The 12792-nt window shown below is 59.6% G+C and carries 15 protein-coding genes; 9 read left to right on the top strand and 6 right to left on the bottom strand.

The features are described 5' to 3' along the window. Window positions 1-14 precede the first annotated feature (14 nt). Together ACHZCU_RS10985 and ACHZCU_RS10980 are read left to right on the top strand one after the other, a co-directional pair. Complete coding sequence (locus ACHZCU_RS10985) at window positions 15-1367, top strand: formimidoylglutamate deiminase (protein WP_319518806.1); 1353 nt, start codon at window positions 15-17, stop codon at window positions 1365-1367. A 77-nt stretch (window positions 1368-1444) separates the two neighbouring features. After that, window positions 1445-1972: an RNA pyrophosphohydrolase gene (locus ACHZCU_RS10980; protein ID WP_319518805.1), complete on the top strand. Its 528-nt coding sequence runs from the start codon at window positions 1445-1447 to the stop codon at window positions 1970-1972. A gap of 75 nt (window positions 1973-2047) precedes the next feature. Here the strand turns inward: ACHZCU_RS10980 and bfr are convergent, their stop codons facing one another. Beyond that, window positions 2048-2533: a bacterioferritin gene (gene bfr, locus ACHZCU_RS10975; RefSeq protein WP_106309854.1), complete on the bottom strand. Its 486-nt coding sequence runs from the start codon at window positions 2531-2533 to the stop codon at window positions 2048-2050. Then, window positions 2466-2831: a (2Fe-2S)-binding protein gene (locus ACHZCU_RS10970; protein ID WP_227023750.1), complete on the bottom strand. Its 366-nt coding sequence runs from the start codon at window positions 2829-2831 to the stop codon at window positions 2466-2468. The genes bfr and ACHZCU_RS10970 overlap by 68 nt, the downstream gene beginning before the upstream one ends. Before the next feature lie 143 nt (window positions 2832-2974). Between ACHZCU_RS10970 and ACHZCU_RS10965 the strand changes: the two genes are divergently transcribed. Next, window positions 2975-3376: an SAM-dependent methyltransferase gene (locus tag ACHZCU_RS10965; protein WP_319518804.1), complete on the top strand. Its 402-nt coding sequence runs from the start codon at window positions 2975-2977 to the stop codon at window positions 3374-3376. Window positions 3377-3442: 66 nt separating this feature from the next. Here the strand turns inward: ACHZCU_RS10965 and ACHZCU_RS10960 are convergent, their stop codons facing one another. The 4 genes from ACHZCU_RS10960 to dnaN all read right to left on the bottom strand — a co-directional run bounded on the left by ACHZCU_RS10960 (window position 3443) and on the right by dnaN (window position 6877). Beyond that, the gene (locus ACHZCU_RS10960; protein ID WP_181190823.1) at window positions 3443-3592 is read right to left on the bottom strand and encodes a hypothetical protein; all 150 of its coding nucleotides are present in this window, start codon (window positions 3590-3592) and stop codon (window positions 3443-3445) included. Window positions 3593-3744: 152 nt separating this feature from the next. After that, entirely contained in the window at window positions 3745-4716 is a 972-nt protein-coding gene (locus ACHZCU_RS10955; RefSeq protein ID WP_319518803.1) for a complex I NDUFA9 subunit family protein, read from the bottom strand. 159 nt (window positions 4717-4875) lie between these two features. Continuing rightward, entirely contained in the window at window positions 4876-5577 is a 702-nt protein-coding gene (gene pyrF, locus ACHZCU_RS10950) for an orotidine-5'-phosphate decarboxylase (protein WP_319518802.1), read from the bottom strand. Between the two features lie 181 nt (window positions 5578-5758). Then, entirely contained in the window at window positions 5759-6877 is a 1119-nt protein-coding gene (dnaN, locus tag ACHZCU_RS10945; protein WP_319518801.1) for a DNA polymerase III subunit beta, read from the bottom strand. A gap of 243 nt (window positions 6878-7120) precedes the next feature. On the opposite strand from dnaN, the gene rsmI reads away from it, so the two are divergent. The 6 genes from rsmI (at window position 7121) to ACHZCU_RS10915 (ending at window position 12782) form a co-directional block, all read left to right on the top strand. After that, window positions 7121-8026 (top strand): 16S rRNA (cytidine(1402)-2'-O)-methyltransferase, encoded by a 906-nt coding sequence (gene rsmI / locus ACHZCU_RS10940; RefSeq protein WP_319518800.1) that lies wholly within the window; start codon window positions 7121-7123, stop codon window positions 8024-8026. Next, complete coding sequence (locus ACHZCU_RS10935) at window positions 8016-8378, top strand: YraN family protein (RefSeq protein WP_319518799.1); 363 nt, start codon at window positions 8016-8018, stop codon at window positions 8376-8378. Before rsmI ends, ACHZCU_RS10935 begins: the two co-directional genes overlap by 11 nt. Before the next feature lie 155 nt (window positions 8379-8533). Continuing rightward, window positions 8534-9853, top strand: coding sequence for a sn-glycerol-3-phosphate ABC transporter substrate-binding protein UgpB (gene ugpB / locus ACHZCU_RS10930; RefSeq protein WP_319518798.1), 1320 nt, complete (start codon window positions 8534-8536; stop codon window positions 9851-9853). Between the two features lie 101 nt (window positions 9854-9954). After that, window positions 9955-10839: a sn-glycerol-3-phosphate ABC transporter permease UgpA gene (ugpA, locus tag ACHZCU_RS10925; protein WP_319518797.1), complete on the top strand. Its 885-nt coding sequence runs from the start codon at window positions 9955-9957 to the stop codon at window positions 10837-10839. An 11-nt stretch (window positions 10840-10850) separates the two neighbouring features. Continuing rightward, window positions 10851-11699, top strand: coding sequence for a sn-glycerol-3-phosphate ABC transporter permease UgpE (ugpE, locus tag ACHZCU_RS10920; RefSeq protein WP_319518796.1), 849 nt, complete (start codon window positions 10851-10853; stop codon window positions 11697-11699). Between the two features lie 3 nt (window positions 11700-11702). Then, window positions 11703-12782 (top strand): sn-glycerol-3-phosphate import ATP-binding protein UgpC, encoded by a 1080-nt coding sequence (locus ACHZCU_RS10915; RefSeq protein WP_319518795.1) that lies wholly within the window; start codon window positions 11703-11705, stop codon window positions 12780-12782. Window positions 12783-12792 lie beyond the last annotated feature (10 nt).

Raw genomic sequence — 12792 nt, 5'->3', positions numbered from 1 at the left:
GCGGGACAGGCAGAATGACAACCGGGATTTTCGCAGAAAACGTGCTGACACCCGACGGCTGGCGCAAGAACGCACGGCTTTCGGTGGCGGCAGGCCACATTGCGACGCTTGCCTTCGACACGAAACCCAAAGCCGGAGACGAACGCCACGGCATGATCGTGCCCGCCGTCGCCAACCTGCACTCCCACGCCTTTCAGCGCGCCATGGCCGGCCTTGCCGAACGCCGGGGCCCGGCAAGCGACAATTTCTGGAGCTGGCGCGAGGTGATGTACCGTTTCACCTTCGCCATCGAGCCGGACGAGGCGGAAGCGATTGCCGCGCAGCTCTATATGGAAATGCTCGAGGCCGGGTTTTGCCGGGTCGGCGAATTCCACTATCTGCACAATAACAGGGACGGCAGCCATTATGCCAATATCGGCGAAATGGCCGAACGTATCGGCGCGGCGGCCGCCGAAACCGGCATCGGCCTCACCCTGCTTCCGGTTTTCTATGCCCATTCGAATTTCGGCGGCGCGGAACCGAACGACGGCCAGCGCCGGTTCATCCACGATCGCGACAGCTTTGCCGGATTGATGGAGGCTTCGGCCAGGGTCGTCGCCGGGCTGGACGGCGCGGTTCTCGGCGTCGCCCCGCATTCGCTGCGCGCTGTCACGCCGCAAGAACTGGATTTTGCGGCAAACCTGACGGCCGGCCCGGTCCATATGCATATTGCCGAGCAGGTGAAGGAAGTGGATGACTGCCTTGCCTGGAGCGGCAAGCGCCCGGTCGATTGGCTGCTTGAAAACACCGATGTCGATGCCCGCTGGTGCCTGATCCACGCAACCCATATGACGGACACCGAGACCGAAGGGCTGGCAAGGTCCGGCGCGGTTGCCGGTCTCTGCCCGGTCACCGAGGCCAATCTCGGCGACGGCATCTTCCCGGCAGGCCGGTTTCTGGAAGCAGGCGGCCAATTCGGCATCGGCTCGGATTCCAACGTTCTCATCGGCCTTGCCGACGAGTTGCGCCAGCTGGAATATGCCCAGCGGCTTGGGACGCGCGCCCGCAATGTGATTGCCGAAACCGGCGGCTCCACCGGCCGCAGGCTCCTTGACGGCGCGCTTGCCGGCGGCGCACAGGCGATGGGGGTTAATGCCAGGATTTTCGAAGGCGCACCGGCAAGCTTCCTGTCTCTCGACAACAGCGCCGCCCCGTGGCTAACCGAAGATCAGGCGCTGGACGGTTTCATCTTCGCCGGTCAGATCAAGCCCGATTGCGTTTGGGTGAACGGAAACAAGCTGGTCGAAGACGGACGCCATCTGAGGCGCGATGCCATCACGTCGCACTTTCGCAAGGCGATGACGGCGCTCATGGAACGCTCGGCATAGGGCGATACCCCTTTGGCAGACGCCTGCGGCGTGATAGGACCGGATCGAATTCCTCCCGCCCGCCCAAGGAGCGCATCATGTCTGAAGAAATGCCCCGCCCAAAAGCCCAGGACCTGCCCTACCGCCCCAATGTCGGGGTGATGATCCTGAACCGTGAAGGCCAGGTCTGGCTTGGCCGGCGGCTGTCGGAAGGCAATTCGGAATCCGATGGTTCGCCGCAGCTCTGGCAGATGCCGCAGGGCGGCATCGACCCCGGCGAGAAACCGTTCGAGGCAGCAAAACGCGAGCTTTACGAGGAGACCGGCATCAAGACCGTCGAGCTTCTCGGCGAATCGAAAGGCTGGATCAATTACGACCTGCCCGAACACCTGATCGGCATCGGGCTGAAGGGCAAATTCCGCGGACAGACCCAGCGCTGGTTCGCCTTCCGGTTTCTCGGCGACGACAGCGAAATTGCCATCGATCCGCCGCCCGAAGGCCATGAACGCGAATTCGATGCCTGGCAATGGACCGATATCGACGAACTGCCGAAGCTCATCGTTGCCTTCAAGCGCGCGGTCTATGATCAGGTGGTTGCCGAGTTCCGCCATCTCGCCAAGGGCTGACAATACCCGGCGCGATGCAATAAAAAAGCCCGGGACGCAAATCCCGGGCTCTGGAAACCAAGAGAACAGAAGTGCCTATTCGGCGTCGTCGGACGCACCGGCATTCAGCTGGGCATATTTCTTCTCGCCAAGCGACTCGAAAAGCTCAAGCTGGGTTTCGAGGAAGTCGATATGGCCTTCCTCATCGATCATCAGTTCTTCGAAGAGTTTCATGCTGACGTAATCGCCAGCGGTGTGACAGATGTCGCGGGATTCCTTGTAGGCGTTGCGCGCCTCATACTCGCCAGCCAGATCGCCTTCCAGCACTTCCTTGACGTTCTGCCCGATATGCAGCGGCGCCACCGTCTGCAGGTTCGGGTGGCCTTCGAGAAAGATGATGCGGTCGATAAGCTTGTCGGCATGCTGCATCTCTTCGATCGACTCAGCCCGCTCTTTCGCAGCGAGTTTGGTCAGACCCCAGTCTTCAAGAAGACGGTAATGCAGCCAGTACTGGTTAACGGCTCCCAGCTCCAAAAAGAGCGCTTCGTTTAATCGTTCTATGACCTTTTTGTCGCCTTTCAATATCCGTTCTCCTTTTGTGTTCCTGAAATGCTTTTAGCCGATTCAGGAAATCACAAATCTCATCCTCGGTCGAGTCTCGTTTCTGGTGATACGCCTCGGATGTACGGACAATGATATCGATGACACTGGGGAAGCAGCCGCAACAGCGACCGCGCTTTTCAAGCCGGTTATAGACCTTGCCGGGAATGATGATCTGCCAACAGTCTTCATCGAGGAGTTCGGTCACGACATCCTCGATTTCTTTTTCCGTTACGAAATTGCAGCTGCAGACAAGCATGGGTTCACCATTGACCACCATATTCAATGGGAATATCTGCGAAATACGAGGCAATTTGTCAAGTTTTCTTCGTCGATTCCGTGTTCACGATTTGCGGCGCTGCATTTGCCTCGCCGCGCCGCGTCAGCCCATGCTGACAAAGGCGCACAGCCATGGAGAACATTATGGAAATATATCCGATCGGCACCATCCACACCGGCTTCAGCACACTGGACGATTGCCCGCCCGCGCCGGGTCTTAGGGACGGCACCGCCCGCATCGAGGTTTTTGCGCCTTTCCGCGACGGTCTCTACAATTTCAGCGCGGAAGAAGTCGACGTGCTCTACTGGTTCGACAAGGCGCCGCGTGACCGGCTGCGCTCGGCGACGCCGCATGACGGCGTGGAGCGCGGTGTGTTTGCAATGCGCTCGCCGCACCGCCCCAACCCGATCGCGCTATCGCGGGTCAAGGTCATTAAAGCCGATGACACCGGACTGACGGTCGACGCTCTGGATTGCCTGGATGGCACCAGCCTCATCGATCTGAAGCCGGTCCGCATAAATCGCAATACTGTCGGGAAAAAGTAACGGGGAAAGGCCAAAGAGCCTGAAGCGAAAATCGTGCCGGCTGATCCGATACCGCCGGCACCGATATTATTTCAACGCGGCCATGGCGCAGGGATCGATGCCATAGGCAGGCGCGCATCCGGGCTTGCTTGCTGCAATGGACCCCGGCGCGGCAAGCGAAGCTGCCATGATGATCAAAGCCGCACCTGCAAACAGAACAGCGATCGATTTACCCATTTTTATGGACACCTTTTCAACAAAAAACCGGCAATACCATTCTCATGATTGCCAACGAATAGTTATTAAAGACGTAACCCGCGTGACAGGTTCCCGATTGTGGCTAAATTTTGTTAAAAAAGCGCACGAAGGGGTCTTCGCGTCCCACTTTGTCAGGCGGCTCTTCCGAATTGCCCGTGCTGACGGTACTGCACGAGATAGGTCGGCAACACGGCATCCAGCTGCGCGGCGCGAATGCCGAGCCCGCTCAGCGTGCGCCCCTCCGCCACGGCAGCCTCCGAAACGACATTGTCAGTTTTCAAAAGCCTGACCTGATCGGCGGTCAAGGGCGGCGTGATCAGCGGAATGGCGCCGGCGATCCCGCCGAAGAAGGATGCAAGGCCGAAGGGCAGCGACACAAGCGCACGCTTGCGACCGGTCACCTTCAGGACCTCCTCAAGACATTCGCGGAAGCTCAGCACATCGCGGCCGCCAAGCTCGTAGACCTGGCCGCCGGCAAGCTGTCCGTCGACAGAGCGTGCGATCACCTCGGCAACATCGCCGACATAGACCGGCTGGAATTTGGTCTTGCCGCCGCCGATCAACGGCAGGAACGGCGAGATAAGCGACATCTTGCCGAACTTGTTGAAGAAATCGTCTTCCGGCCCGAAGATGATCGACGGACGGACGATCACGGCATCGGGCACGATTTTCTGGACGGCGGCTTCGGCCGCAGCCTTGGAACGGGCATAATGCGACGGGCTGTCCTTGTCGGCGCCGATTGCGGAAACATGGGTGAGGGTTGCGCCCTGTTCATGCGCAGCTTCCGCCACAAGGCGGGCGCCCTCGGCCTGGACCGCGTCGAAACCGTTCTTGCCGTTTTCAAACAGAAGACCGACACAGTTGACAACATGATCGGCGCCTTCCACCGCGCGGCGCACCGAATCGGAAAACCGCAGATTGGACTGGAAGAACGTGATCTGCCCGACATTGCCTAGCGGCTGCAGGAACAGCGCCAGATCCGGACGGCGAACGGCCACACGAATGCGATAGCCCCGTTTTGCAAGGGCGCGGACAACATAGCGCCCGACAAAACCCGAGCCGCCGAAAACCGTGACCAGCGGGGGTATATTCGATAGCGTCATGCCGAGCTCCTGAGATCGCCGAATGCCTGAATGATTATCTTGTCCAATAGACCAAACCGAACCCAAGGTGAAGGGTCAAGCTGACGCAGTCGCGTCAACGTCACCGCATCAGCGTCAAAAACCCTGCCGGTCGTGTCGAAACGGACACATGACGGAAGTCTAATTTGCCGCAACAGCGCTTTCAATCTCCGCAACGATGCCATCGGCAGCGGCCCTGGGGTTTTCCGAGCGGATCACCGGACGGGCGACAACGAGATGCGATGCACCTGCGGCAATGGCTAGGGCCGGCGTCATCACGCGTTTCTGGTCGTCTGCCGCCGCGCCGGCCGGGCGGATGCCCGGCGTCACGAGCGCCTTGTCCGGGCCGATAATATTGCGCACCAGCGTCGCCTCCGCCGCCGAGCAGACGATCCCGCCCATGCCGGCTTCCACCGCCTGTTCGGCGCGCCGTTTCACCAGCGCCTGCGCATCGCCGGGATAGCCGGCTTCTTCAAGGTCGTGATTATCCATCGAGGTCAGCACCGTCACGCCGAGCAGGCACAGCCCGGAACCGCTGGCGGCTTCGACGGCCGCGCGCATTGCCTTGGGATAGGCATGCAGTGTGAGCATCGACATGCCCATCTTGGCGATATTCTCGACGCCCTTGGCAACCGTGTTGTCGATATCGAGCAGCTTCATGTCGAGGAAGACCTGCTTGCCGTCGGCGGCCAGTTCGCGCGCAAAGGAAAGCCCGCCGGCAAAGGCTAGCTGATAGCCGATCTTGTAAAAGGAGACACTGTCACCAAGCCGCGAGACCATTCGCTCAGCCTCGTCAACAGTCGGGACATCCAGCCCCACGATCAAGCGTTCGCGTGCGCCCATGGTATCGCCCCTTCGTTCCGCAACTTTTTCGCGCTTCAATTGGCACAAAAGCCGTTCGATGAAAAGGGCAAAGCGCCATATGGAAAACCGGACGACGCGCCAGCATCGCCCGGTTGTTCAGATTCCTTGTTTCAGCGCGGCGGGTTAGCGGAAAACCGGTAACCCTTTTTCATCCGACGCTTTAAACCCGCATCGGCATCAGAACGTAGAGCGCGTTTTCATTGTCGGTATCACGCACCAGCGTCGGAGACCCCGCATCGGCAAACAGGAAGATCGCCTCGTCGCCGGTCAGCTGCGCGGTGATGTCGAGCAGATATTTGGCGTTGAAGCCGATATCCATTGCCTCGCTGTCGTAACCGACGGCCAGTTCATCGGTAGCGCTGCCCGAATCGGGATTGTTGACGGTGAGCGTCAGCTGCCCTTCGCCAAGCGACAGCTTGACGGCGCGCCCGCGCTCCGACGAAACGGTCGACACGCGGTCGACGGCCTTGGCGAAGGCATCGCACTCGATCCGCATTTCGCGGTCGTTGTTGGCCGGAATCACGCGCTGATAGTCCGGGAAGGTGCCATCGATCAGCTTGGACGTGATGACCACCGAACCGATGGTGAAGCGGATCTTGGCATCGGACACTTCGACGGCGACAATGATCTCGGGATCATCGACGAGTTTCTGCAACTCGCCGACGGTCTTGCGCGGAATGATCACGCCCGGCATGTTCTCGCAGCCCGAGGGCGCATCGATTTCAGCGCGCGCCAGACGGTGACCGTCGGTGGCGACAGCGCGCAGCTTCAGGTCGGATCCCTCGGCCATGGCATGGAAGAAAATACCGTTCAGATAATAACGGGTTTCCTCGGTCGAAATCGCAAACTGGGTGCGATCGATCAGCATCTTCAGATCGGCGGCCTTCAGCTTGAAGGCATGGCTGAAGCTTCCCGCGGTCAGGTCCGGGAAGTCTTCCTGCGGCAGGCATTGCAGCGAAAACTTGGATTTGCCGGAAAAAACGGAAATGGTCTGGCCGTCGGGCGCGGTTGCCAGCGACACCTCCGAACCGTCGGAAAGCTTGCGGACGATCTCGTACAGCAGATGGGCCGGCACGGTGGTCGCGCCTGCCTGCTCGACCATGGCCGGGGTTTTCTCGGTGATCTCGAGGTCCAGGTCAGTCGCCTTCATTTCCAGATCGGCGCCTTCGGCCTTCAACAGAACATTCGAGAGAATCGGAATGGTATTGCGGCGTTCGACCACGCGGTGAACATGGTTCAGGGACTTCAGCAGATTGGATCTCTCGAGCGTGATACGCATGACTTTCGCTTTCACTCTTTCGCACGGGACAAATACCGGACGGCAGTCGAACACGGCCCGCAGCCGGAAAGGCCACAGGCGGGGAGACAAAATGACAGCAATTCAGCGCCGATTGCAAGGGCCGCCATGGCGCGCGCGCATTTATTCCACTTCTGTCGCCGGTATCCGCTGTCACCGCCTGACCTTTACCCCTTGTCGCAGCATTAAGGTCATGTTCAAAGAGGAAAAAGCAAGGTCGGGAAGATGAGCATAAACGAAAGCGACAGCAACCGTTTCGAAATCGCGGGGCATTCAATCGAGGCCCGCCCGCTGGCGCCCGGCCTTTATCTGGTGGCAACGCCGATCGGCAATCTCGGCGACATGACCGTGCGCGCGCTTGAAACCCTCGCCGGCGCCGACATTCTCGCCTGCGAAGATACGCGCGTGACCCGCAAGCTCCTGGACCGCTTCGCGATCCGCAAGCGCCCCTTCGCCTATCACGAACACAATGCGGAAAAGGCCGGTGAGCACCTGCTGGCCGCACTGCGGGACGGCAAAAGCGTCGCGCTTGTTTCCGATGCCGGCACGCCGCTGGTTTCCGATCCCGGCTACAGGCTTGCCGGCATGGCAATTGCAGACGACATCAAGGTCGTGCCGATCCCCGGCGCATCGGCGCCGTTGGCAGCCCTTGTGGGCGCAGGCCTGCCGAATGATGCCTTCTTCTTTGCCGGTTTCCTGCCGCACAAGGACAAGGGCCGCCGCGACCGGCTTTCAGAACTCATGCATGTTCCGGCAACGCTGATCTTCTTCGAATCACCGCACCGCATTGGAGCAACGCTTCAGGCCGCCTGTGATGTGCTGGGCGCGGCCCGGCCGGCCGCCGTCTGCCGGGAGCTGACCAAGACCTATGAGGAGTTCCGGCGCGGCACGCTGGGCGAACTTGCCGAAGCCTATCGCGATGCGGAGGTGAAGGGCGAGATCGTCCTCGTCATCGGCCCGCCGCCGGCAGCGGAAGCCCCGCAACAAGCAGATATCGACGCATTGCTGAAACTGCTGGTCGCCGACATGCCGGCGGCCAAAGCCGCAGCGCAGGCCGCAAAGGAAACCGGCCTGCCACGCAAGGACCTCTACCAACGGCTTCTGGCGATAAAGGACGGCGATGGCGCGTGAGGCCGACAAGAGGCGCAGCGCGGAACGGCGCGGACGGCGCGCCGAACGCCTTGCCGCCTTTTATCTGCGTCTCAAGGGCTATCGCATCCTGACCACGCGTTTCAAATGCCATGCCGGCGAGATCGACATCGTCGCCCGCAAGGGCGATCTGGCCATTTTCGTCGAGGTCAAGGCGCGCAGAAGCGAGCAGCTGGCCATCGATGCCGTAACCGCGTCCGCCCAAAGGCGCATTCGTTCAGCGTCCGATATCTGGCTTTCGCGGCAGGCCGATGCCCATCGTCTGTCGCAACGCTACGACATCATCGCCTGCCTGCCCGGCCGCCTGCCCCTGCACTTCCCGGGCGCATTCTGACGATGCAGCATTGATAATGCGCAAGTGCACGTTCGCGCATATCCGGTTTTACAAATCTGAAACAAATCCTTCGTTCAGGCGTCACGCAACCGCAATAGGTCCGATCCATCATCCCGAGCGATGATTTCAAACCTATTTGAACGGGGATTTTGACGATGAAGAAATTTGTTCTGGCGGCGGTTTTCGCCGGTCTTTCCACCTCGACGGCCCTGGCCGCTACGCAGGTTCCGTGGTGGCACGCCATGGGCGGTGAACTCGGCAAGAAGGTCGATGAGATCGTCGCCGGCTACAATGCCTCGCAGGACGAATATGAGGTCGTCGCATCCTACAAGGGCGGCTACGCCGAGACCATGAACTCCGCGATCGCCGCTTTCCGCGCCGGTCAGCAGCCCGCTATCGTTCAGGTTTACGAAGTTGGCACGGGCACGATGATGGCTGCCAAGGGCGCGATCTATCCGGTCTACGAACTGATGGAAAAAACCGGCGAGGCATTCGATCCGTCCGCCTTCCTGCCCGCTGTCGTCGGCTACTATACCGACACCGACGGCAACATGCTGTCGATGCCCTTCAACTCTTCCACGCCGATCCTCTATTATAACAAGGATGTCTTCGAAAAGGCCGGCCTCGACCCGAACACGCCGCCCAAGACCTGGGCGGATATGGAAGCGTTTTCAAAGAAGATCGTCGAAAGCGGCGCTGCGGAATGCGGCTTCACCACGGGCTGGGTTTCCTGGATCCAGACAGAAAACCTCTCCGCATGGCACAATGTACCGCTCGGCACCGAGGAAAACGGCTTTGGCGGCCTTGATGCGCGCCTGACCATGAACGGTCCGGTTCAGGTCAAGCACTGGGGCAATCTCAAGAAATGGGCTGACGAAGGCCTTTATAAATATGCCGGGCCTGTCGGCGGCGATGACGCACAGCCGCTGTTTTATTCACAGAACTGCGCGATGATGATGAACTCTTCGGCATCCCGCGCTGGCGTTATGGCCAACGCCAAGGATTTCGACGTCGGTTTCGGCATGCTGCCCTATTACGACGATGTCGATGGCGCTCCGCAGAATTCGATCATCGGCGGCGCAACACTCTGGGTTCTTCAGGGACAGAAGGATGACGCCGTCTACGCGGGCGTTGCCGATTTCTTCTCCTATCTCTCGTCGCCGGAAGTTCAGGCCGACTGGCACCAGTTCTCCGGTTACCTGCCGATCACCGCCGCTGCTTATGACCTCGGCAAACAGCAGGGTTACTATGAAGCCAATCCGGGTGCCGATGTCGGCATCAAGGAAATCACGCTGAACCCGCCGACAGCCAATTCGAAGGGTCTTCGTTTCGGCAACTATGTTCAGATCCGCAACATCATCGATGAGGAATTCGAGGCCTTGCTCAACGACAGCAAGGACGCCCAGGGCGCACTCGACAGCGTTGTTTCGCGCGGCAATGCACTGCTCGTCGATTTCCAGGACGCCAATCAGTAATCCCGACGGTCACGGAAACACATGGGTCCGCGCAAGACTGCGCGGACCTTCTTCTATCCGCTTACCTGAATGCAGGTCAGCGTTTTTGAAAAAAGCCCGCCATGACGACAAAACGCACGATTTTCCGCAATCCGATCCTGCCCTACCTGCTGCTGTCGCCGCAATTGGCAATCACCGCCGCGTTCTTTCTGTGGCCTGCGGGCCAGGCGGTGCGACAGTCCTTTCTGCGCGAAGACGCCTTCGGCTTCAAAACCACCTTTGTCGGTCTGGCCAACTACAGCCGTCTCTTTCATGACCCAGTCTATCTCAATTCGGCAAAGGTCACGGTTGTCTTTGCCCTGTCCGTGGCGGCTCTTTCCATGGGGCTGGCGCTGATCTTTGCCGTGGCTGTCGACAGACTGGTCAAATCTGCGCAGGCCTACACCACGCTTCTTGTCTGGCCCTATGCGGTGGCGCCTGCCGTGGCCGGTGTCCTGTGGTGGTTCATTTTCAATCCCACGCTCGGCGTGCTGCCTTACCTGCTCAAGCAGATCGGTTATGACTTCAGCCAGACAGCCTCCGCAACCGATGCCATGATCCTTGTGGTGATCGCAGCGAGCTGGAAGCAGGTCAGCTACAATTTCCTGTTTTTTCTGGCCGGGCTTCAATCGATACCGACATCGCTGCGCGAAGCGGCGGCAATCGACGGAGCGGGGCCGTTCAAGCGCTTCTGGACCATTACCTTTCCCCTGCTGTCTCCCACCACATTTTTCCTGATGGTCGTAAACGTCGTCTACACCATGTTCGATACCTTCGGCGTTATCGACGCCACGACATCGGGCGGGCCGGCACAGGCGACCAATATTCTGGTCTATAAAGTGTATCAGGACGGCTATATCGGCCTCAATCTCGGGTCTTCCGCCGCGCAGTCCGTCATTTTGATGCTGATCGTTATCGCACTCACGGTGTTCCAGTTTCGCTTCATCGAACGCCGCGTCGAATACTGAGGAAAAGCATCATGGTTGAAAACAAACGCTGGCTTGATGTTCTCGCTCACGCTGTTCTGCTGCTTGGACTGCTGGTCGTTGCCTTCCCGGTTTATATCGCCATTGTCGCATCGACCCACGCCTCCGGCGACTTCCTGTCCGGTATGATCCCGCTTTTGCCGAGCACCCATCTGCTCGAAAACTACAAAGCCGTTCTGTTTTCCGGCATCAACAATTCAGGCACCCCGCCAATCGCCCTGATGCTGTTCAACAGTCTGGTCATGGCACTGATCGTCGCAATCGGAAAAATCGCCATCTCGATCACATCCGCCTTCGCGATCGTCTATTTCCGCTTTCGTTTCCGCATGTTGGCGTTCTGGCTGATCTTCATCACGCTGATGCTGCCGGTCGAGGTTCGCATCATGCCGACATTCAAGGTGGTCGCCGATCTTGGCATGCTGAACTCCTATGCGGGTCTTGCCATTCCACTGATCGCTTCAGCCACGGCGACATTCCTGTTTCGCCAGGTTTTCCTGACCATGCCGGACGAACTGACCGAGGCGGCGCGCATCGACGGCGCCGGGCCGATGAAGTTCTTCAAGGACATTCTGTTGCCGCTCTCGGTCACGAACATCGCCGCCCTGTTCGTCATCCTCTTCATCTTTGGCTGGAACCAGTATCTCTGGCCGCTTCTGGTGACCACGGACGAGCGGTTCTACACGATCGTGATGGGAATCAAGCGCATGTCCGATGCCGTTGATGCCGAACCGCGCTGGCATCTGGTCATGGCCGCCGTCACCCTTGCAATGCTTCCCCCGGTTCTGGTCGTCATATTCATGCAGAAGCTCTTTGTCCGGGGCCTCGTCGAGACGGAGAAATAATCAATGGCGTCAATTTCGCTTCAAAATGTCGCAAAAACCTATGTCGGCGGCACCAGAGCCGTCTGCGATATCAATCTCGACATAGCCGATGGAGAGCTGATCGTTCTGGTTGGTCCGTCGGGATGCGGCAAGTCGACCCTTTTGCGTATGGTCGCCGGACTGGAAACCATCAGCGAAGGCATTGCCCTGATCGGAGACAGGCAGGTCAACAATGTCGAACCGGCCGAGCGCGATATCGCCATGGTGTTCCAGAACTACGCGCTCTATCCGCATATGACGGTCTATAACAATCTCGCCTATGGCCTGAAAAACCGGGGCACGCCCAAGGCCGAAATCGACGCGCGGGTGAAGGAAGCCGCGCGCATGCTGGAGCTGGAGCCCTATCTGGAGCGCAAGCCGCGCGCGCTTTCCGGCGGCCAGCGTCAGCGTGTCGCCATGGGGCGCGCCATCGTGCGCAAGCCCGCTGCCTTCCTGTTTGACGAGCCGCTGTCAAACCTCGATGCCAAGCTGCGCGTTTCCATGCGCGGCGAAATCAAGCATCTGCAAAAGCGCCTCGGCACCACCTCGATCTATGTCACCCATGACCAGCTCGAGGCGATGACGCTGGCCGACCGGCTGGTGGTGCTGAATGCCGGGCACATAGAGCAGATCGGCACGCCGCTCGACGTCTACCACAAGCCGGCCTCCACCTTTGTTGCCAACTTCATCGGTTCGCCCGCGATGAACCTGCTTTCCGCAGAGCTTAACGATGACCGGCTCGCCCTTGGCTACAATGTGCTGAACATGACGCGCGACCTGCCGGTTTCCGGCCCGCTGACCGTCGGCATCCGCGCCGAGGACCTGCAGGTCGCCGACCAGCCTTCCGCGCATACGATCACCGCCAGGCTCGACTATATCGAGGAGTTGGGGGCCACCCGCCTTGCCCATTGCCTGATCGGCGAACAGAAACTGACGGCGGCCCTGTCGCCCGCCATTCCGCTGGGTGAGGAGATGCGCTTTTCAATTGATCCGGACAGGCTGCATTTCTATGATGGCGAAACCGGCAAGCGGGTCCATTCCCGGAGCGCACCGGCTGAAGCTTGAAAATGCGACC

Origin of the sequence: uncultured Martelella sp. (genome assembly GCF_963677965.2) — a bacterium.
GTDB classification, from domain to species: domain Bacteria; phylum Pseudomonadota; class Alphaproteobacteria; order Rhizobiales; family Rhizobiaceae; genus Martelella; species Martelella mangrovi.
Note: the sequence above shows the minus strand (reverse complement) of the source record. Positions and strands in the feature narration are given on the sequence as shown.

What these genes read in the sequence shown, in the direction of transcription:
- ACHZCU_RS10985 (WP_319518806.1), top strand. Translation starts at nt 15, where the DNA reads ATGACAACCGGGATTTTCGCAGAAAACGTGCTGACACCCGACGGCTGG.
- ACHZCU_RS10980 (WP_319518805.1), top strand. Translation starts at nt 1,445, where the DNA reads ATGTCTGAAGAAATGCCCCGCCCAAAAGCCCAGGACCTGCCCTACCGC.
- ACHZCU_RS10970 (WP_227023750.1), bottom strand. Translation starts at nt 2,831, where the DNA reads ATGGTGGTCAATGGTGAACCCATGCTTGTCTGCAGCTGCAATTTCGTA.
- ACHZCU_RS10965 (WP_319518804.1), top strand. Translation starts at nt 2,975, where the DNA reads ATGGAAATATATCCGATCGGCACCATCCACACCGGCTTCAGCACACTG.
- ACHZCU_RS10960 (WP_181190823.1), bottom strand. Translation starts at nt 3,592, where the DNA reads ATGGGTAAATCGATCGCTGTTCTGTTTGCAGGTGCGGCTTTGATCATC.
- ACHZCU_RS10955 (WP_319518803.1), bottom strand. Translation starts at nt 4,716, where the DNA reads ATGACGCTATCGAATATACCCCCGCTGGTCACGGTTTTCGGCGGCTCG.
- pyrF (WP_319518802.1), bottom strand. Translation starts at nt 5,577, where the DNA reads ATGGGCGCACGCGAACGCTTGATCGTGGGGCTGGATGTCCCGACTGTT.
- dnaN (WP_319518801.1), bottom strand. Translation starts at nt 6,877, where the DNA reads ATGCGTATCACGCTCGAGAGATCCAATCTGCTGAAGTCCCTGAACCAT.
- rsmI (WP_319518800.1), top strand. Translation starts at nt 7,121, where the DNA reads ATGAGCATAAACGAAAGCGACAGCAACCGTTTCGAAATCGCGGGGCAT.
- ACHZCU_RS10935 (WP_319518799.1), top strand. Translation starts at nt 8,016, where the DNA reads ATGGCGCGTGAGGCCGACAAGAGGCGCAGCGCGGAACGGCGCGGACGG.
- ugpB (WP_319518798.1), top strand. Translation starts at nt 8,534, where the DNA reads ATGAAGAAATTTGTTCTGGCGGCGGTTTTCGCCGGTCTTTCCACCTCG.
- ugpA (WP_319518797.1), top strand. Translation starts at nt 9,955, where the DNA reads ATGACGACAAAACGCACGATTTTCCGCAATCCGATCCTGCCCTACCTG.
- ugpE (WP_319518796.1), top strand. Translation starts at nt 10,851, where the DNA reads ATGGTTGAAAACAAACGCTGGCTTGATGTTCTCGCTCACGCTGTTCTG.
- ACHZCU_RS10915 (WP_319518795.1), top strand. Translation starts at nt 11,703, where the DNA reads ATGGCGTCAATTTCGCTTCAAAATGTCGCAAAAACCTATGTCGGCGGC.